General features: G+C 58.7%; 14 protein-coding genes. 1 reads left to right on the forward strand and 13 read right to left on the reverse strand.

Annotated elements, in window-relative coordinates:
• Positions 1-6: 6 nt before the first annotated feature.
• The 9 genes from xrtA to HKN06_01060 all read right to left on the reverse strand — a co-directional run bounded on the left by xrtA (position 7) and on the right by HKN06_01060 (position 10,206).
• Positions 7-1,503: an exosortase A gene (gene xrtA, locus HKN06_01020; GenBank protein ID NNF59889.1), complete on the reverse strand. Its 1,497-nt coding sequence runs from the start codon at positions 1,501-1,503 to the stop codon at positions 7-9.
• Positions 1,496-2,704: a TIGR03087 family PEP-CTERM/XrtA system glycosyltransferase gene (locus tag HKN06_01025; GenBank protein NNF59890.1), complete on the reverse strand. Its 1,209-nt coding sequence runs from the start codon at positions 2,702-2,704 to the stop codon at positions 1,496-1,498. Before HKN06_01025 ends, xrtA begins: the two co-directional genes overlap by 8 nt.
• Complete coding sequence (locus tag HKN06_01030; GenBank protein ID NNF59891.1) at positions 2,701-3,765, reverse strand: FemAB family PEP-CTERM system-associated protein; 1,065 nt, start codon at positions 3,763-3,765, stop codon at positions 2,701-2,703. Before HKN06_01030 ends, HKN06_01025 begins: the two co-directional genes overlap by 4 nt.
• Positions 3,746-4,588 (reverse strand): DUF3473 domain-containing protein, encoded by an 843-nt coding sequence (locus HKN06_01035; protein ID NNF59892.1) that lies wholly within the window; start codon positions 4,586-4,588, stop codon positions 3,746-3,748. Before HKN06_01035 ends, HKN06_01030 begins: the two co-directional genes overlap by 20 nt.
• A gap of 86 nt (positions 4,589-4,674) precedes the next feature.
• Positions 4,675-5,625: an AAA family ATPase gene (locus HKN06_01040; GenBank protein NNF59893.1), complete on the reverse strand. Its 951-nt coding sequence runs from the start codon at positions 5,623-5,625 to the stop codon at positions 4,675-4,677.
• A 3-nt stretch (positions 5,626-5,628) separates the two neighbouring features.
• The gene (locus HKN06_01045; protein NNF59894.1) at positions 5,629-6,954 is read right to left on the reverse strand and encodes a TIGR03016 family PEP-CTERM system-associated outer membrane protein; all 1,326 of its coding nucleotides are present in this window, start codon (positions 6,952-6,954) and stop codon (positions 5,629-5,631) included.
• Positions 6,955-7,015: 61 nt separating this feature from the next.
• Positions 7,016-7,879, reverse strand: a complete 864-nt coding sequence (locus HKN06_01050) for an AAA family ATPase (protein ID NNF59895.1) — start codon at positions 7,877-7,879, stop codon at positions 7,016-7,018.
• Complete coding sequence (locus tag HKN06_01055) at positions 7,876-9,426, reverse strand: chain-length determining protein (protein ID NNF59896.1); 1,551 nt, start codon at positions 9,424-9,426, stop codon at positions 7,876-7,878. Before HKN06_01055 ends, HKN06_01050 begins: the two co-directional genes overlap by 4 nt.
• A gap of 114 nt (positions 9,427-9,540) precedes the next feature.
• The gene (locus HKN06_01060; GenBank protein ID NNF59897.1) at positions 9,541-10,206 is read right to left on the reverse strand and encodes a sugar ABC transporter substrate-binding protein; all 666 of its coding nucleotides are present in this window, start codon (positions 10,204-10,206) and stop codon (positions 9,541-9,543) included.
• 166 nt (positions 10,207-10,372) lie between these two features.
• Between HKN06_01060 and HKN06_01065 the strand changes: the two genes are divergently transcribed.
• Positions 10,373-12,538, forward strand: coding sequence for a tetratricopeptide repeat protein (locus tag HKN06_01065; GenBank protein ID NNF59898.1), 2,166 nt, complete (start codon positions 10,373-10,375; stop codon positions 12,536-12,538).
• Positions 12,539-12,546: 8 nt separating this feature from the next.
• Here HKN06_01065 and prsT read toward each other — a convergent pair whose 3' ends face one another.
• From prsT to HKN06_01085, 4 genes are read right to left on the reverse strand one after another with little or no spacing between them, the layout of a single operon-like run.
• Positions 12,547-15,333 carry a PEP-CTERM system TPR-repeat protein PrsT gene (prsT, locus tag HKN06_01070; GenBank protein ID NNF59899.1) on the reverse strand — a complete coding sequence of 929 codons (2,787 nt, stop codon included), beginning with the start codon at positions 15,331-15,333 and terminating at the stop codon, positions 12,547-12,549.
• A 45-nt stretch (positions 15,334-15,378) separates the two neighbouring features.
• The gene (prsR, locus tag HKN06_01075; GenBank protein ID NNF59900.1) at positions 15,379-16,740 is read right to left on the reverse strand and encodes a PEP-CTERM-box response regulator transcription factor; all 1,362 of its coding nucleotides are present in this window, start codon (positions 16,738-16,740) and stop codon (positions 15,379-15,381) included.
• Positions 16,737-18,812 (reverse strand): PEP-CTERM system histidine kinase PrsK, encoded by a 2,076-nt coding sequence (gene prsK / locus HKN06_01080; protein ID NNF59901.1) that lies wholly within the window; start codon positions 18,810-18,812, stop codon positions 16,737-16,739. The genes prsR and prsK overlap by 4 nt, the downstream gene beginning before the upstream one ends.
• Before the next feature lie 19 nt (positions 18,813-18,831).
• Positions 18,832-20,217 carry a TIGR03013 family PEP-CTERM/XrtA system glycosyltransferase gene (locus HKN06_01085; GenBank protein ID NNF59902.1) on the reverse strand — a complete coding sequence of 462 codons (1,386 nt, stop codon included), beginning with the start codon at positions 20,215-20,217 and terminating at the stop codon, positions 18,832-18,834.
• Positions 20,218-20,240 lie beyond the last annotated feature (23 nt).

Below are 20,240 nucleotides of genomic sequence, written 5' to 3' on the forward strand. Positions count from 1 at the left end.
GTCGCCCTAGTCAGCACAGACTTTATCGATCGCGTTCGTCAGGCATGCAGAGATCTGCGGCTGATACCTCTGTACATACTGCAGCAGCTGATCCAGATGCTCTTCGTCCACGGTGGCAACCGTGACTATGGCCGTAACATCATTGCGGCCGAGCAGCGTATTCCAGACTTCAGCCAGCTTGGCGCGAACCGATGAAGCCGCCCGCTGGCTGCCAATCTGATACCAGCTCGCGATATGAATGACCTGCCGACCTGATTTTGCCGCAACGACACGCATCCCGGCGTCTTCAACCTCGATCTCGCCAACGAGCCGCCATAACTCGTTATCGACCAGCCGGTTACCGCTGCTCGCAGCGTCGACGCCCACGCCGTCGAATATATCCAGAAACTCGAGAATGACGGTACCGTCGCGCACCACCGCGCGGCGTAGCGACCGGTCGCTCTGAAACGCGGCCGGCTGCCAGTAGCTGTCAGCAATCTCTATCTCGGCCCAGCCTTCAGGCACCGCCATGAACCGCGCATCAAGCGGCCCTGGTGGCGAACCGGCCAAAATACTCTGCGCGATCGGCCCGATCGCGATCAGCGCAAGCACGGCCACCAGCACCGTCAGCCGGGGCTTGCCTGCAGGGCGTTCCGCATCGAGCGGGCGCGCCCTCTCCGGATCCCGGTAGCGCACACCCACTACAAACAAGAGAAACATGACGAGGCCGAAAAACAACCAGCCATAAATGAAATGATCTACCCCTACCGCAAGCTTCATGCCACTCAGCGAAGCCAGCACCACTATCATGTAGGCGCGTATCCCGTTGGCGAGAATGGGAATGAGAATGGCGAAACAGATCAGGATCAGTCGCTTCCGCCACGAGGTGTAGGTCAGGTATGCAAATATTGCTCCCAGCACGACTGACGCGATCAGGTAGCGAATGCCACTGCAGGCCTTTGCGATTTCAAAATCACCACCGGGCACTGCGAGGTACAAGCCCTCACGATAAACAGGAAAACCGGTCATGCGCAGCATCAAAGTGGTCAGATCAGCCGTAATTTCCATGAGACCCGGAATCAGGAACTCCCCGAACGGCACCGCAAAGAAAAGAAATGCCAGCGCGAAAGCAATGGGACGTAAGACGGCAACACCACAGATAGTGCCGATGGCGACCGGAATCAGGGCAACCGCCGCAAACTGCTCCAGGGCATTCACACTCAGTTGCTGCGCCACGAGCCACGCCAGCACCAGCAAGGCGAGGAACCCCAGCCCATACCACGCTGGCTTCAGCTGTGCCTGGCGCAGGGCGAATCGCTGCCGGTAAATAAGGAACAGCGTTAGCGGAACAACGATTAGCCCGTGAGCGAAAGTGTCGGAGCGCAACCAGATATCCGCCATCGCCGCAAAAGTGCTGTGGTAAGCAACGATTACGCAGGCAAAGACAAGAGCAATGATGGCGGCAGGCCAGCTGTCAAGCCCGTCGATAAGCTTGCCAAACCAGCTACGGAAGATCTCAGACAACTTTAACTCCTGCATAATCTCCGGCGAGCGCCTGGTCGAGCCGCTGCAGTGCCGCGGGCCATGAAAAGTGCCGCTCGACAAAGCGTCTGTTTTCGACTGGACGCGACCGGCCGAGCCGATCGACAACCTCTCGTGCAAATTCCTCTGCCGTTAATGCCACACCGAGCCCACCGGGGACTGTGCCAATTCCCCGCGCCGCGGCCGGCGTTGCAACGACCGAGCAGTTCATTGCCAGGGCCTCGAGCACCTTGTTCTGCAAGCCACGGGCAACTCGCAATGGCGCTACTGCGACGCGACTATGGGCGAGGTACGGTCGCACATCCGGCACTCTGCCGGTTACCTCGACCCCTGTTTTTTCGCCCAGCTGCCGTACTTCCCGCGATGGCCTCGAGCCCACTATATAGAAACGACAGTTCGGAATCCGGGCCTGCACCCGGTGCAGTATCGAATCCGCGAACCACTGCACACCCTCTACGTTGGCCCAATAGTCCATTGCGCCGGTAAAAACCACCGGCACAACGTCGGCAGGAAACGGGTTGTCGTAGACTTGCTCCGGCGAAAACAGCTTCGTATCAACGCCGTTCGGCATCACGCCTATTCGGCTGGCCAGCTGTGGAACCGCCGCAGCCAGGTCTGCCGCTTCCTGCTCTGACACCAGCAAGGTACGATCGAACAGGGCCGCCAGCCGTGCCTCTTCGCGTGCCAGCAGGCGTGCCTCACGCCGGTATACCAGGCGCGTGGGGCCGGACTTCATCTGCGCGTATTGCCGCCACTTGGCCGAATCGACATCGACCATATCAAGCACTGTCACCACCGTCCCGGCGAGTGCCTCGGCATGCTGCGCCACACCCGCCGAATACACGAAAACCGCATCGATACGATGCTTGCGAGCTATTTCGTCGACCCAGCGCGACAAATAATTGTCGGCATAATAGGCCGTTGTCACAGGTTTTCTGCTCAACAGCGCCTGCACGCCGCGGGTAAACCGCCGTGCCCGGCCAACCGGCCTGACACAAACGCCGGCACACAGCCGCTCGAGCTCCGGCACGTACTGCATGTCGTCGGGGTCATCGACAAACGTGCCGAGATGCACGTTATGTTTGTCAGTCAGGTGGCGCAGCACCTGAAATGAGCGAATTTTGTCCCCCTTGTCCGGGGGCCATGGGATCCGGTGGGTCAGCATGAGTATGTTGCTGGTCATCCCAGGTTGCGTGCAATCATGGGACCAATCCGTTGCGCTACTGCAAGAGGCAGCTTTTTCCACATCCTGATAAACAGGCTGTAACGCGGGTTTGCCGGGCTGAGATCGGGAATTTCTGCCGCCTTTACCAGGCCATATTCGTAATTCAGCGGTTCTGCATCGAAACCCCAGTGCTTCTTGAAGCGGTACGAACCTGTCCCTACCTTGCTCCTGCCGTAGTCAAAGACGCCAGTACCGCGCTCTGCCGCCAGGCACATGACCTGCCAGTAAAGAAAGTCGTTGGCGCTGACCCGGCGCGCTGCCGCCGTGCCGCCACCATAGTACGGCAGGACCTGGTCCTTGAAATAAAAACTCATCACTCCCGCTACCGGCTTGCCATCACTGACAACGATAGTAGTTTCGCAGTCGTCGCCAAACTGTTGCTGCAACAAGTCAAAATAGCGTTTTGCAAACACCGGGGTACCGAGATTTCGCACGCTCTCGGAGTACATCGAATACAGAGCGTCGGTATCGGTCGTCTGGTAGCTGCTTAGCTCTGCCTTCATGGCACGGCGTATCATGGCGCGCTGCTTGCGCGGGATTGCCAGCAGGTTGGCATCAGAGTCCGCGCTTATCGCCTTGCGGAAGGTAACGTAGCGATCGCTTTTTGCAGGCCACGCCAGGACGGGTTGCTCGTGGCGCAATTCCAGGTAATCGACACCAAGCCGGCGTGCATGATCCATCGCCGCATCGGCCAGCGCTGCAGCTGCCTGCTCGTCCTGCGCCACGATGCCACCATAAACACAAAAAGGAACAGAGATGAGTGAATTACCAAACAGCAGGCTGCGGATATGGAATAACGGCAGGATACCCCTGATTTCATCTGCGCTAACGGCAGCCAGGTAGAAAGGCTGGTGCCCGAAGGCCTCAGCGATAACTTTCCGCCAGCCAAAACGATGGAAAAACGTGGCGGCCGCCGACTGCCCGACAAACTTCTCCCACGCCTGCTCATCGGCAGAAGTACAAAGACGTACGTCCGGTGTGGCGATGTCTGGCGCCAGATCAGGCGGCGTTTCTGTCATGACAATCCTGTGTACCAAGAAATATGCTGTCCATACGGTCCCAGCGGAATTGTTGCAGCAAATTTTCCAGCCGCGGCCTCGTACGGGAAATATTCAGGTGATGGCGCAGGCGTGCCCGGCGCGAGACTCCGGGAACACGCGGTTGGTCCACATCGATTTCCCATGGATGCATGTAGAACACCACCGGCTGATTCTCTTCATTGTTGATATGCCGCAATGCCCAACGAGTAAAAGCATACGGCGCGAGACGAAACCAGCCCCCGCCTCCACACGGTAAATTCCGCTGGCCAAATGTAATCGTACTCGCAGGGATTTCCAGAATGCCGTCATCCTGCAAGCGAAAAGCAAAACGTGGAAAACCGGGAATCCCGTAATGGTCGTGTTTGATCGGAGAAATACTCGAGGAATATGCGAAGCCTTCCTCGCGAAGGATATCCAGTGCCCAAAGGGTGTCGACAGACACCGAGTAACTGGCTGCTCGATATCCCCGCACGACGACCCCGGACATTTCCTGCAGCACGTCCCGGGTACGCCGGACATCGGCGCGAAACTCTTCCGGCTGCTGACTGTATACGCGTCGGTGCGACCAGCCGTGACTCGCAAGCTCATGCCCGGCATCCACTATTGCTCGCACCAGACCCGGCTCGCGTTCCGCGACCCACCCCAGCATAAAAAACGTCGCTTTTGCCCCGGTGTCATCGAACAGCTGCAGCAAGGCGTCTGTATTGTGCGCCACGCGTAATGGCCATTGATCCCAGGTGTCACGGCTTACCTGCTCCTCAAAGGCTGAAACCTGGAAATAGTCCTCGACATCGACCGTCATTGCATTGACAGGTTGCTCGCTGGAAAACGCTTCGTGCGCAGGTATCGGGTCCGGTGCCGGCATCAAGATCAGATCCCGCCCAATGACTAGCCGGTGCCGGCTGTGCCTACCAGCTCATCCAGCTTTGACTCGAGCAGGCGCAGCCGTTCTTCGAGCTCAACCCGGCTGACCGGCTGACCTTCCGAATCGACCGGTTGCTCATCGATGGTCGTTACCAGGTCGCCGGAAAGCTCCTGGCGCATTTCGCCAATTACCTGTTCGATATGTTCGCCGTCGAAGTCTCGAATATCTTCGAGATAACCAAACAGTAACAGGCGATCCATAACGATATTGACCTTGCGTGGTATCCCGCCGGTCGACTTAAAGATTTGCTCGTAGACCTCTGGTGCAAACGACGGATCACCGTTCCAGCCCACCGCCACCAGGCGAAAACCGATATAGCGTTTGGTTTCCTCAGGCGACATCGGCTCCAGGTGATACGAGGCCACAATGCGCTGGCGCAACTGCTCCATGCGGCGTGACTGCAGCGTCACCCGCAGCTCTGTCTGACCGACCAGGAAAATCTGCATCAGGGCGCGCCCCTGCGATTCGAGGTTTGACAGGATACGCAGCTCTTCGAGCGCCTCCGGAGTCAGGGTCTGGGCTTCGTCGACAATCAACATTACGCCAGCCAGCCGATCGCGCGCGTGACGCAGAGACTTTTCCATGTTGGCCATCAAAGCGACCTTGCTCTTGCCCTCATACGGCTGGTTAAGAGCCGCTGCCACGGCGGCAAGAATGTTGTCCTCGGTCAGGTTTGCCGCCGCGATCCTGGCCGTGGCGATATCCTGGTCTGCCATCTCGGCCAGCAGGGTCTGGATCAGCATCGTCTTGCCGGTGCCGATGTGGCCGGTAATCACGACAAAGCCTTCGGCCTGCTCGAGCCCGAAACGCAGGTAGCTTAGCGCTCGCTTGTGACTGCGGCTGGGAAACAGGAAGCGCAGATCAGGAGTTAACTGAAACGGTCGGGCGCTGAAATTGTAAGTATCAAGGTACACGCGTCAGAATACCTTGCTGATGCCAAGGCTGACTGCATTTACTTCGTATTCCTTGTCAGCGGTGGTGGCAAATCTGCTGTTCTGCCACGCCCGCAGACTCATGCTGATGGTATCAGTCAGATCCTGCCTGATACGCAACTGCAAACGAACGTCTTCGGGCTGTTCCAGGCTGTTGATTGACTCGATTTGCTGCCAGCCCGCATCAAAGGTGACCTTTGTCTTCGCTCGCGCATTCCACGAATACGACAGGGCCACGCCAAAGACGCTATCGGACTCCGAGCTGGTTGAAGTAAGGTAATCGCGATCTTCGTTGTATGCATTCAGCTTAATATTGCTTTGCGCCAGCTTCAGGGCGGCGACTGCCGACAGTCTTTTGCGCACATAGACTTCAGCGCCTGGCGTAGGTAACTCGACGCCGGTTATTTCGGTCAGGAACTGAAACAACGCCTCATACTGTAGCTGCTGCGCGCCACGCGTCGTCGTCTCCTCGGCATAGGAAATATCTGTTGTCAGTTTTCCGGCAGTGCGCTGCAGACTGAAGCCGTAGGAATCCCCGAAGTGTTGCTCACCCGCAGAAAAGCTGTAACTGGTGAGACGACCGAGTTGGCCGCGTCCACCTATCGACCAGTAAGAGCCATCAATCTTGCGTGGACCGAACAGCTGCGCGAACGTGTTGTTCTCATCGCCGATACTGGCCACGACCGACAGGCTGCGATTGAACGCCCAGGCGAACTCCCCGCCGGCCCGCTGTAACTGTACGTTGGAGCCAGTATCGTAATCGATGTCTGATTTGTTAAAGTTCAGACGCCAGGACAACGGCGTACTCGGTGGGGCACCGGAGACAGTTGCAAATATTCCTGTACTCTCGCTGTCGGTCAGCACCGGATCGTCATATTCGACCCCGCCAAAACGAACACCGACAGAAAGGCTGCTGGTGTTGCCGATTTGACGCCAGAATCGGGGGCTGATTGAGTACACGCCCACTTCAGACCGGTTATCCGCCTGGCTGATGCCGCTTATTGCATTCCTCTGGCTGGCGTCGATGGTCTGCTGGCTGATACTGCCGGAGAAATCAAGCAGAAGATTTTTGCCAATCAGATTTGCCGTGCCGTTCAGAGCTGAATAGTCCAGAACTTCGTCAAAGTCTTCCCTGTCGGAGTAGCGTAACGCCTGCAGCCGGTAACTGAATTCGGTTTTCAGGCGATCGCCGGTTGCGGTCAGTGAGATTGACGGAGACACTTCCGTAACAAGCTCATCGACACTTTCATCGGGCGCACGTAACCGGAGGTTATCGGTGTAGGTAGCCGCAACCGAGACTGCAGGCTCCACATCCCATTCAGCTGCGAGTGCCGGTTGACCAATCACAACCACGGCAAGCAGCAAACATGCTCTATTTGTAACCATAGTAACCAGTATAGTAAGGAGAACTTTCTGGCAGGCGGCACTTGTTGAGTACCATTTTCACATCCTGCTCCGCCATGAGCTCCAGCGCACTCAGGACAGCCCGTTGCGGGGTCTGTCCCGCCTGAACAACAAGCAATACCTGCCCGACAAGCGAAGCCAGAGCCTGTGCTTCGCTGGTTTGCAGCACCGGCGGTGAATCGAAAAGCACAATGCGGTCCGAGTAGCGTGTACCAAGTTCCTCAATAATCGCTTCCATGCGCTGACTGGCCAGCAACTCCGCCGCCTGCCTGTGCCTTTCCCCGGCCGGTATGATTTTCAGTGATGGCATGTCTGTCTGTAACAGAACCTCGCCAATATCAACACTATGATCCTGCAACAGGTCCATCAGGCCGGGTTGGTGAGCAACTCCGAGCATGCGACTGATATGAGGCTTGGCGACGTCGGCATCCACCAGCACTACTGTTCTGTCGCGCTCCATCGCGATGCTCATGGCTAAATTCATTGCCGTGAAGGTCTTGCCCTCGCCCGACAGCGCGCTGGCGATGAGCACAATATTCTTCGCCGTGCTTGCTACGCCTTCAGCTTTCTCCTCGAAGGCGGCACGCAGCAACGGACGCTTGATACGACGAAACTCGTCGACAAGCGTTTCCGAAATGTCGGTGTACGGTGTTATTCCTTCGCGCGACAGCTTTTCGTGATCAAGCTCGATATCCACTGACCCGGGCTTGCGTGGCGTCTTGAGCGGGCGACCCTTGGCAACACGGGCGTCATTCTGCGCTGCCTGCTCCTTGGGTGAGCGTATCGGTTCAGCGCGCCGATGCTTGTCTACTGCCTTTTCGACAATACTCATGCCGCCACCCGCGCTGCAATTTTGGACGCCATGGCAACTGCCGGCACCCGAAGAACCACTGCCGCGACATAGGCGCTCAACAGCAGGCCGACACCGAACAGGAACACACCCATCTGCACGTTACGAGCAAACTTCTGTCCCGGCGTCAGGATCACGCTAACTGTTCCAAGCACCGGAACAGCGGTAACTTCACGAAAGCTCGACCGACCTACAAAAACCGGATTGACCTGGTTCATTGCGTAGGAAAAAAGCACGCCGGCGCCGAGCGCAAAAAGCATGGTCACACCGAGAAACAAGATCCGATCCGGCCCGACCGGCTGCAGCGGAATTGTGGGTGGATCAAGTACGCGAAACTTCACGTCTTCATTGCTTTGCTCCGCATCCTTGGTCAGATTGGCTGACTCGAGTCGTTCGAGCAGCGCCTCGTAACGGGCCTTGGTTAAACCATAGTCCCGGTTGAGCTTTGCAAGCTCGGCTTCGACAACCGGGATTGTGTCGACCGAGCGTTGCAGTTCGAGCACGTCTTCCTGCTGCTGCTGTATTTGTGCACGCAACCTCGCAATCGAAACCTCGGTCGCGTTCAGCTCAATTTTCATACTCTGGTAAACCGGATTCAGGTCCATCGGATCTGAAGTCCCGCCGGCAGGCGCCGATGCCAGCGCTTCGTCACGTTGCTCTTTCAAACGCTCCAGCGTGTCGCGAGTGGCGATTACGTCGGGGTGTTTGTCGGTGTACGAAAGCGACAGGCTTTGCAGATTGTCTTCGACTGCTGCAATTTTTGCATCATATTCGGCAGTTACACTGTCACCGCGCAGTACAGGCTCTTCCTGGGCAATCTGCCGGCGCAACTCATTCCTGGCACGCTCGGCGAGGCTCAGGTCGACCTGGAGCTGTTCCAGCGCAGCGGTCGCGTGCTGCAGGCGCGCATAATAGTCGCCCGTCGAATTAGGCATCACACCGACATTGTCCTTCTTGAATTGCGCGAGCCGCTCCTCGGCCTCCACGAGCCTGGCTTCATGATCGGCGATCTGCTCGTTGAGAAAACGCATCGCCACTTCAGAATCACTGCGATTGGTTTGCAGGGTGTCACCCACAAAGTTTGCCAGCAGAGTTTGTACAATCGCGTGTGCCATGCGCGGGTCACGGTCAGTGAAGGTTATTGTATAGAATTGATCTTTTGTGCCACGAATCTGGATACTTTCACGCAGCCTGTCGATAAGCCGTTCCATCGCGCGCGGAGTGGCTGCGCGCAGGTCCAGGTCGGTTTCCCGGGCCACCTCCTCAAGGTGTGGCCGGCTTAGCAGCGTGCGCGTCATGATATTGACCTGGCCCATCACGTTGGTTTCGGTGGTCAGACCTGCCAGCAATGGCCGCAGCACCGAATCGGTGTCGACATAGACACGGGTGGAGGCTTCATAGACATTGGGCAATGAATAGACGATCGGCCAGCCCACCATGCAGATGAGCCAGGAAACCAGCAGCGAAAGCCAGCGGTAGCGCCACATCCCGCGGGCGTGACTGAGAATCTGTGTAATGAGGTCGTGCATCGCTAAGTCTTTGAATTATACACTCCCAGTCTCCGATAATCGCAGAATGCTGCGCCACTGCCAGTGACACAGGTCACAGATTTGTAACGTCTGGGCCGGGGACCGGGAAATTGGCTAGAAACGGACTTCCGGGATAATCAGCACGTCTCCCGGCATCATCTTGATGTTGGCGCGAAGGTCTCCCCTGTCCAGAAGGATGTCGGGCCGAACGTCGATTTCGATCAGCTCGGTACCCTGACGGCGGATTATCTTCGAGCGACGACCTGACGCCAGGTCAGTAAGCCCGCCGACCTCTATCAGCACGTCCAGCAGGGTAAGATTCTGCCGAAACGACAGTGATCGTGGCTGCATGGCCTGCCCGACTACACGCACCTTCTCGGTAAGGTCACCGACGAAACCGGTGACTATCACTGTTACAACCGGGCTCTTGATGTACTCGGCAAGCACCTCTTCAATATCGCGGGCAAGGCTTGTAGGTGTCTTGCCGGCAGCCTGCATGTCCTCGACCAGTGGCGTGGAGATCTTGCCGTCAGGACGCACCGGAACGGTGGTCGAGACATCGCCATGGCGCCAGACGAAAATCTGCAGACTGTCGCCGGGACCGATCTGGTACTCCTCGCCAGGCCGCTGCGGGGCTGCGGCCGGGTCGGTAGTCGAATCCGCTGCCGAGGCCACGGGGCCAGGGGCACCGGTCGACGGCACGACAGATGGGGCGCATCCCGCCAGCACACAAGTCCCGACAATGGCAAGAAAAATCCTGGCTGCCCGTACTGGGTGCATATCCTTCCGGTCCATAAAAATCAGCGCAAACTGTAGCATAAGGCTCTCCGGGTCGTACGGGCCCCGGTCGCATTATGGCGTCTGTCATTTCGTCAAATTGGCCGTCGCCGCCAGCTCGACTGTAGTAATGTACCCTACCGGATTCAAGCCAGAATAATAGCCTAAGATGCCCCGTCTACTTCTCACCGGATTCGCGTTGCCAGTGATCTTGCTGGCTACAGCATGCGCACCATCAGTCGACACCGAAACACGGCTGCAGATCGCGCTCGAAAACGAGCGGCGCGGTGAACCGATCGCGGCAATTCTCGAGCTGAAGAACATTCTGCAATCCGATCCGCAGCACCTGCCCTCGCTCGTGGCCGCCGGCCGCCTGTCACTGCAGGTCGGCCGCTCAGCCGACGCTGTCAGCTACCTGATCCGGGCACGTGAGGAAGGCGCAGCTGACACCCGGGTGCTCGGCCCACTGGCACATGCGCTGCTGGCCAACGGGGAGTTTGAACGGCTCCTGAAAGAACTACCGGAACAGTCACTGCGCGAGGCCGGCGACGGTGACGGCCTGCTGCTGCGCGGAGAAGCGCTTATTGGTCTGGGCCAACTCGGCGACGCTGAACGGGCCTTCCGACTCGCCAGTGAAACCCGGGGCAGCAAGGCGCAGGGGCTCAGTGGTCTGGCGCGTGTTGCAATGATTCGCGGCGAACTCGACAAGGCTGAACGCCTGATCGAGGCTGCACTGGACCGGGACCCGTTCTCTGTTTCATCGTTTCGCGCTCTTGGCGCATTACGTCATGAACAGGGTCGGTACGAGGAGGCCGAACAGGCATTCACAAGCGCCGTCGAGGCAACCGCCGTACGACCGGCTGCCGACGAATTGTTACTCGCTCGTGTCGGCCTGGCCGAATCGCAATGGCGTATGGGCGAGACTGGCCGAGCCCTCGGCAACGTAAAGGATCTGCTGGATGCCTATCCGTGGCACCCGCTGCCACGTTACCTGCGCGCACTACTGGCTTATGATGACGGCGAATACCTGCTCGCTGCCGACTATCTGCGCGAGGTGCGGCTGTCAGTACCGCAACACCGCCCAACCCTTCAGCTGCTGGCTGCGTGCGAGTTCGAGCTGGGCAACTTCAGCGATGCAGAACTCATACTGCGGGAGTATCTCGCAACCGTCCCGCGCGACGTCGAAATGCGTCGTCTGCTGGCGCGTACTCACCTGAAAATGGGCAACCCGACAGGCGCAATGGCGGCCCTGTTACCGGTGGTCGAACTGGCACCGGAAGACGAAAAACTGCTCGCCCTGCTCGGCCGGGCGAGCCTCTACAGCGGTGACGCGGGCAGCGCCACTGCCTACCTGAACCGTGCCGTGGAAAAGGCTCCGGAAGACGACAGCATAAGGGTCAGCCTTGTTGTTGCCCTGATCGGAACCGGCCAGACCGAGACTGCTGAACGCCACCTTGCAATGCTGCCGGATACAGACACGATGCGCCGGGCACGCTCGCTGCTTGAACTGGTGCTGCTTATGCGCAAGGCGGAAAGCGAACGCGCGCTGTTGTATGCCAAACAGCTGCGCCAGGCAGCACCAACCAGCCTGCATGCCATGCTGGCGCTCGCCGAGCTGGCGGAATCGCGCAACGACCCGGTACGGGCCATAGAGTGGCTGGAAATGGCGCGCAGCCGCAACCCGGGTGCAATTGAACCGCGCCTGCTGCTGGTCAGGTACTACGGCGAGCGTGACAATCACCAGCGTGCCCACGACATTGCCGTTGAGGCAGTACAGATCCGGCCACACCAGGCCGATGCACTCGTGGCGCTGGCGATGGAAAAACTTGCACTCGGTCAGCTGCAACAGGCCGATATTACTTTCGCCGAGGCCTTGCGTGCGGCTCCCGAATCGGCGGCTGCCTACCTCGGCATGACGCGTGCCGCGGTGCTGCGCGACGATATCGATCAGGCCCGCGACCTGGTTGGCAAAGCGATCACGCTCGATGCATCGCTGATGCCACAGGCTGTCGCGATCGTGCTGGAGCTGGCCGGCAGCAAGCGTCGCGCAGACGCTTTGCAGCTGGCCGATCACTTGCAAAGCGTCGCCGAAAACCTGCCGCATGGCTATGCTGCTGTCGGCGACCTGCACATGGCACAGCAGAGGTTTGGCGAGGCGCTCACGGCTTACGAAAGCGCAATGAAACGCAGTGACGACCCCGTGATTGCCCTGAAGACCTTTATTGCTGCCCGTGAAGCCGGTTCAGCAGAACCGGGTCGCCTGCTGCGGCAATGGCTCGCGGCGCATCCCGGCGATGAGAGCGTCAGAAAGATGCTGGATCAGCTGAACGAGTAACGCAGCAGCTAGAGACTTTCACGCAAGCTGCGCGCGGCATCACGACTGCTGAAGCCGCTGTTGTCCTGCAGGATTGCATCGAGCAGATCCCTGGCCTCGGCGTCGGCGCCCTGCCGCTGCAGTGCCACTGCCAGGTGATAGCGTATGTCCGGATCCTCCGGCGCCTGACGGGCTGCTTCGCGAAGCTTTCTTGCTGCTTCGTCAATTTCTCCCTGTAGCAACAGCAACCAGCCATAAGTATCGGTAACCTGGCCCAGGTCCGGCATTTGCCTGTGCGCCCGTTTGGCTATCGCCAGGCCCTGCTGCAGGTTCTCCGGCCCGCCCATCTCCGCGTAGAGCCACGCCAGGTTATTGAGCGCCACGACATCTGCCGGATCGATTTCCAGTGCGCGTCCATACTCTGCGATCGCCTGTTCACTCCGACCGGTGTTCTGTAATGACTGGGCAAGTGCTACCCGGACTGCCACGCTCCCGGGATGTTCCTGTAACCACTCTTCCAACACCTCGTCCGCGTCCCTGCGGCCGGCAACGACGCGGGCCTGGTGGCGCTTCAGCGCGATGGACTCGCTGGGTTTGAGCGTGCCAGCGGTATCGTAGGCCGCAATCGCGTCGTTGTAATGCTTCCGCATTACGTGAATATCCCCTTCCAGTACCAGCAGGTCTGCATTTTCCGAGTCATCAGCCTGCAGTCCCTCTACGATCTGCAGCGCGGCCGCATAGTTACCGGACAGGCTTTCGATCCTGGTAAGCGCGACACGCGCGGCGCGATGGTCCGGCTGAATCTCCAGCACCCGCTCCAGCGATTTACGCCCGCTATCGGCCATTCCCAGTTTCAGCTGGGCCTGCGCCAGGTTGAATGTAGACAGGGTATCCGCTGGCTGGTTCTGCAGCGCCCGCTCAAATGTTCCCAGCGCTTCACTGTGACGATTGGTTCCAAGCTGTACTGCACCAAGCATGTTCAACGCCGCGACGCTGCCTGGTGAAATTTCCACGGCCTGTTCGGCACGGGCGAGTGCCAACGCATTTTTTCCGCTATTGAGGTAATAACGCGCCAGCAGCAATGCCGGCTGCAGCACGCGAGGGTTCTCCTTCAGGGCGGTTTCCAGCAATGCTACCGCTCGTTCCTGATCACCACCCTTTTCTGCAATTTCGGCTAGCCCGAGATAGGCCGCAATATCTTCCGGGTCATTGTCGATCAGCTGCTCGTATCTACGCGCGGCGCGGGCCACATTGCCATCAAGCGTGTCTATACGTGCCAGATGCATTGCCGCTGCCGTATCATCCGGATCCAGTTCGAGTGCTCTGTCAAACGCCACCCGGGCCGCCGCCCGGTCTTTCACCGCAAGCTGGTAACTACCGAGCAGCTTGTGCGCTGCCGGGTCGTCCGGCTGGCTGGCCACGATACTGCGCGCCAGTTCGCCTGCTGAATCGGTATCGCCACTGCGCAACATCGCCAGCATCAGCAGGTTATTGCGCTCGTTGCCATGCATCGATTCAGGCATTGCATTGAGGACTTCGAGCGCACGCTCCGTGGTCCCCGCTTCGATAAAACTCAGCGCGGTTTGCAACTGCACGCCCCGGTCGTCCAGACCAGCCTGCGCTCCCCGGGTCAGATATTCGAGGCCCTGCTCGCGTTTGCCGCTGCGCAACCCCGCTGAACCGGCCATCGCAAGCAGGCGCGGGTCAGCCGCACCACTTTCCAGCAATGGCTGCAGCGCACGAAACGCTTCGTCAGGGTTACCCATGCTCAATTTCGCCTGCGCCAGCAGTTTTCGTGCCTCGACGTTATCCGGCTCGCTGGCCACCAGCGACTGCAGATGCATTTCGGCCAGCGCAAAGTTTTCCTTCGACATTGCGGCAGCGGCCAGCAGCAGCCGTGCGGGCTGGTAATTCGTATACGCGGCAATTACCGACTGGGTTTTTTCAATGGCTGCATCCATGTCGCCAACTTCGAAGTCGGCCCGGGCAGCCTGAAACAGTGCGAACGGGTGCATCGGGGCGATATCGAGCATCCGTGAAGCGACGTCCTGGGCTTCGCCTGCCCGCTTTTGTATCAGTAGCACATCAACAAGGCCGGACATATGTTCGACGCGTCGTAACGCCAGGGACTCGTCCTGCGAATGCTCCATGGCTTTGCGGAAACTTGCCTCTGCTGCGTCAAATTCAGCAGCGTTCAGCTGCAGTCTCCCCAGCACAGCGTAGGCTGCGTGCGTGTCGGGGTGCTGTGTAATCACACGATTGAGTGCGCGCTCGGCAGCCGCGTTGTTGCCACGATCCACGTGTACCCGCGCCATGCCCACCAGTGCTTCAACATGACCCGGGTAATCGCGCAGCGCCTGCTGAAAGCTCGTTTCGGCGCGCCCCATATCGGATTGCTGCAACCATGCATTGCCGTGTGCTGCGTGCAGGTCTGCCCGGTCGCGCAGATCGGCCAGGTCAGCCGTCTCCATCTCCAGCACCTGTTGCGGGTTTCCGGTAGCCAGCAACGAACGCGCCAGAGGTACCGCTACTTCCTGATACGCTGCGCCGAGTTCGAGTGCACGCTGCAACTCCTTGACGGCGCTTACCGGATCACCGGCCTGCAGTGAGACACGACCAAGCAGTACGCGGGCCGCGACATTGGTCGGGTCTGACTGCAGCACATTTTTCAGCTCAATTGCCGCCGGTCGCAACTCGCCAGCGGCCACAGCCTGTTGTGCACGTTCCAGCCGCGACTCGTTGTCGATCGCCACATTGCAGCCCAGCAGAAATACGGGCAGCACCGCCGCCCACCGCCTGTTGATTGAACTGGTCATCGCGCTATCTTGCCGCGTGCCGCCGTCCGGGCGCAAGCAAGCGCGTTAAGCAGGCTCAGTAACCCCATGTTTTTGCATTAAATCGTAAAGTGTGGGCCTGCTGACTCCGAGCATTTCGGCAGCTTTGGAGATATTGCCGTCAGTAATCGACAAGGCCTGACGCAAAGCCTGCCGCTCTGCCTCCAGCCGCACCGCCCGCAGGTTTATCGGGTAGGCGCCGGTGGCGACCTCATCGAGACCCAGGTCAACCGCCGTGACGCTCTTGCCTTCGGCCATGATCACCGCTGACTTGATCTTGTTTTCCAGTTCGCGCACGTTGCCCGGCCATTCGTGACTTCCGATTGCCCGCAGAGCATCTTGAGTAAAGTTACGTAAAACCTTGCCCTGCTGGGCGGCAAACTCATGCAGGAATGAGCGCGCCAGCACGACGGCATCTCCGGGCCTTTCGCGTAGTGGCGGAATTTCCGCAGTTACCTCTGAAATCCGGTAGTAGAGATCTTCGCGGAAACGGCTTTCCTTGATTGCTATCTGCAGGTCCTGGTTGGTCGCGCAGACCACCCGCACATCGACCGGTATTTCCTTGCGCCCACCAACGCGCTCGACAGTACGTTCCTGCAGGAATCGCAGCAGCTTTGCCTGCAGTGCCAGCGGCATATCACCGATCTCATCGAGGAACAGTGTGCCATTGTCGGCAAATTCCACTTTTCCGGGTGTCGTCTTGGTCGCGCCGGTAAATGCGCCCTTTTCATACCCGAACAATTCGCTTTCCAGCAGGTTCTCAGGAATGGCGGCACAATTGATGGCGACGAAGGGTTTACTGACGCGGGGGCTCAGCGTGTGCAGCGCGCGGGCCAGCAGCTCTTTACCTGTACCACTCTCGCCCAGCAGCAGCGTTGTCGCAGTAGTCGGCGCAACTTTCTCGATCAGCCGGCAGACATGCAGCATCTTGTCGCTCGACGCGATAATCCCCTCAAGCGGGGAATGTGAATCACGACTCAGCAGCTGGCGATTTTGTTCTTCCAGGTCCCACATACTGAATGCACGCTGCACGATGAGCTGCAGCACTTCCGTATCCAGTGGTTTCTGATAAAAATCGTAGGCACCGTGCCCCACGGCGCGAACCGCGTTATCGGTATCGGCATTACCGGTCACCACGATTACCTTTGTATCCGGCGCAATTGCCAGCACCTCCTGCAATGTAGCCATACCCTCCGAAACCCCTTCAGGGTCCGGTGGCAACCCGAGGTCCTGCAGGATTACGGCGGGCTCACAATGACGCAGCTCCTTTATGGCACTGGCGCGGTCCTCGGCGATTACAACCTCGTAGCCCTCGAAACACCACTTGAGCTGGCTCTGCAAACCAGGGTCATCCTCTACTATAAGCAGGGTCCTCTTCTCGTCGCTCACTGCATCGCTCCCGATTTCTGGGTGGTTTGATCAGATACCGATTCGGCGAGCGGAATCATCAGGGTGAACACCGTGCCCTGACCGGGTGTACTGTCCACAGCTATGTCACCGCCGGCCGCGCGAACAAACTCACGTGCCTGGTAAGCGCCAATACCCATACCTTTGCTTCCCTTTGTTGATTCAAATGGTCGGAAGAGTCGCTCGCGCACAAACTGCTCGTCCATGCCCGTGCCATCATCAACCACATCTACTACCGCTTGCTGGCCCTTCTGTGCCACGCGAATGCTGACGTTGCCGTGCGCACCGGCTGCATCCTGAGCGTTGCGCACCACGTGACCAAGCACAGTCGCCAATCCGTCACGGCTGGCCCGCACCTGCAACCCGGGTGCGATCACTTCGACGTTTACCTGTGGCTGTCGTGCAGAACACTGTTCGGCCACTTCGGCACACAAATCTGCAATCGCAATACGCCGGCTCAGGTCGACCGCTCCGCCCTGACGCAGCTGCTCAAGCAGGCGGCTCATACGGCGCACCGAGTTGTCGACCGTAGAAATCGCGTCTTCTATGAACTCCGGATTGTGCTTGTGACGCGCAGCATTTTTTACTACCAGGCTTTGCTGCGCTATCAGGTTCTTCAGGTCATGCATGATAAACGCGGTAAAGCGATTGAATGCTTCAAATTGCCGCGCCTCTGCCAGCATGCCGGCTGCGCGGTCCAGCGCCAGATACCCGGCGACCTGCTGCCCGACAGTCTTCAGCAAGTCCAGGTCTTCCCAGGTGAGCGCCTGCGGCGCCCGTGGCTTTGCCAGGACCACGAAACCTGTTAACTCCTCGGCCTGCATCAATGGCACCACCAGCCAGGCATCGTCGAGCGCAGCCAGCCAGTGTGGCAACTTAAACAACCCATACAAGCTGCGCTTGCGCCGGTATTCACCAATATCGACGACCCAGTTTCGCTCTGCCAGGAACAAAACAAGGGAGTCGTCTGCACCGACGCTGGCAGCATCCCCGGCCTTGAAATTCCAGCGCGCGACCAGGTCGAATGAATCAGGCTCCTTCTTAAGCCACAAAGCCCCACCCGGGCTCTCTACAGGATCGGCCAGGCTGATGATCGCACGGTCAGGCAGCGGCTCGCTGGCATCAGCTGCCGAAAGCAAGCGGGTCAGTCGTAACCATTCCTCGCGGTAGTCGTACTTGTAACGGAAGAAGTGCTTGTTGAGAAATACCCGGAGCCTGGCACGGAACTGACCGGACACAAACATGACCGCCAGCAGCACCACTGCACCAAACACAAAGATTGCCTGGGCGACCGCACCCCAGTCACCACCCCATATCCGTACGTAGTATCCGCCTGCCGCCATCGCCAGCAGGTACATTCCAGCGGCGAACAGCGTCGTTGTGTAAAAGGCAACCTGCCGCGAAACCATCAATTCCGCCGACCACTGCTCTGACCGTGCAACGGAAAGGCCAATCAGCGGGGTCACCAGCAAATGTATGTAGCCTCGCGCACTCCACAAGTCCGGATCCAGCCCGCGGAACATGATGCCTTTGGCGTAAATTACGAGGTCGAAAGCGAATAACCCGCCTATACCCAGGCACAGGAACTTGATCGCCCAGCGCTGCGACATCGAGGTATTACGGTAGACCTGCTCTGTGACTACCAGCCCGGAAAGCGCAAACGCGAAGAAACCAAAAAGAAACACCGGAATTGCTGCCGCCACGCCGGCGAGCGCGGCGCGTGCTACTGCAACTACGAGCAGCACGATCCACAGGGCGTGAACAAAAATTCGCAGGCCGCTGACGAAGGGCGCCTCGCGATTGTTCATGATCAGACTTACCAGAAACACGAGCAAGAATGCATCGCGCGCCAGTTCTGCCAGATAGACCGCGAGAACCGGTACCGGCTGGCCACCGGCGTGGGCAGCCAGCACGAGGCACCACACCATCGTTGCACCCACGGCCATTGGCAGCAGCGCGTTCAATTTCCCGCGCCAGACCGTGAGCAGCGCTACTCCCAGTACCGCAAAGCCGACTGCGCCTGCCAGGTAGCCGATTTGCCCGATGCCACTCAAAAGTTAACTCTCACCGCCATCAACGGGCACCGGTACGCCACAGCACCACCTCTGCGGTCTGCAGCAGTATCATCATATCCAGCAGCAGCGTGCGATTCTTCACGTAATAGAGATCGTACTGGAGTTTTTCCAGTGCATCCTGCTGCGATGCGCCGTATTCGTATTTCAGCTGTGCCCAGCCCGTGATTCCGGGTTTCACGCAGTGACGTTCGCGATAATAAGGAATACGCTGGCTCAGCTGGTCGACAAAATCCGGCCGCTCGGGTCGCGGGCCGACAAAACTCATGTCGCCACGTAACACGTTGATGATTTGCGGCAGCTCGTCGAAGCGAAACTTGCGAATAGTTCTGCCAACCCGGGTAATGCGCCGATCATTTGCCTCGGCCCACTTTGCGACGCCATCCTTTTCTGCATCGACGCGCATGCTGCGAAACTTCAGCACCTCAAAGACGCGACCCTGGAAGCCGACGCGTGCCTGACGGTACAGAACAGGAAACCCGTCGTCGACAAAAATCGCGATGGCTACCAGCAACATCAGCGGCCAGGTGACCAGCAACAGGACAAGGCTGGCCATAATGTCGAAGACCCGTTCAGCTATCGACACGAGCCGATTCTTGTTAAAGCCCTCGGAAAAAATCATCCAGCTGGGGTACAGCAAATCGAGCTTGACCTTGCCGGTCTCTCGTTCGAAATACGTCAGTGCGTCGCTGACCTGGATCCCGCCCAGTTTGCAGTCGAGCAACTCCTGGATCGGCAAACCACGACGCCGATCGTCGATGGCGACAACTATTTCATCGACCTCCTGAGAGCGCGCATAGTCTGCCAGCCGGTTTGGATAATCCACAATACGATCCGGCTCGATGCGGGTTTCTATATCGCCTTTCGACCGCACAAAGCCGATCACATTTGACCGTCTCATGTCGGCACTGCCGGTCAGACTGATCAGGTTTGCCGCTTTCTCACCGGCGCCGTAGACCAGCACACGCGGCCTGAAGAAGCTGTCTCCGACCACTGAATGAAACACCAGCCTGACGGCCGACACACCAACCAATCCGGTAACCAGCGACACCATCAGGGCGCCACGGCCAAGGTAAAGTCCGGGCAACACGTAGAACAGCAGAGCGAGCAAGACGGCGGCCAGGAGAAAACTGGCTGCCAGCCTGATCAGCATGCCAACTTTTTGCGGGTACGCGCGTGTCTGGTACAAGCCCATGGCAATCATCGACAACATGACTACCACCGCAAATACGAAGGGTTTTACGTAGGGTGCGCCAACTTCATGGATGTCCCCCGAGAATCGGATCCAGGCACCACCGTAAACGGCGCCGACCAGCAGCAATCCCTCGAATACAGCCAGGAGCAGCACGGGCAGCTGGACGTAGTGTTTGAATATCCTTACAGGCACAGATTCCTCGGCCGCGTGTTCGC

Source organism: Gammaproteobacteria bacterium, from assembly GCA_013003425.1.
Lineage (GTDB): Bacteria > Pseudomonadota > Gammaproteobacteria > Steroidobacterales > JABDKV01 > JABDJB01.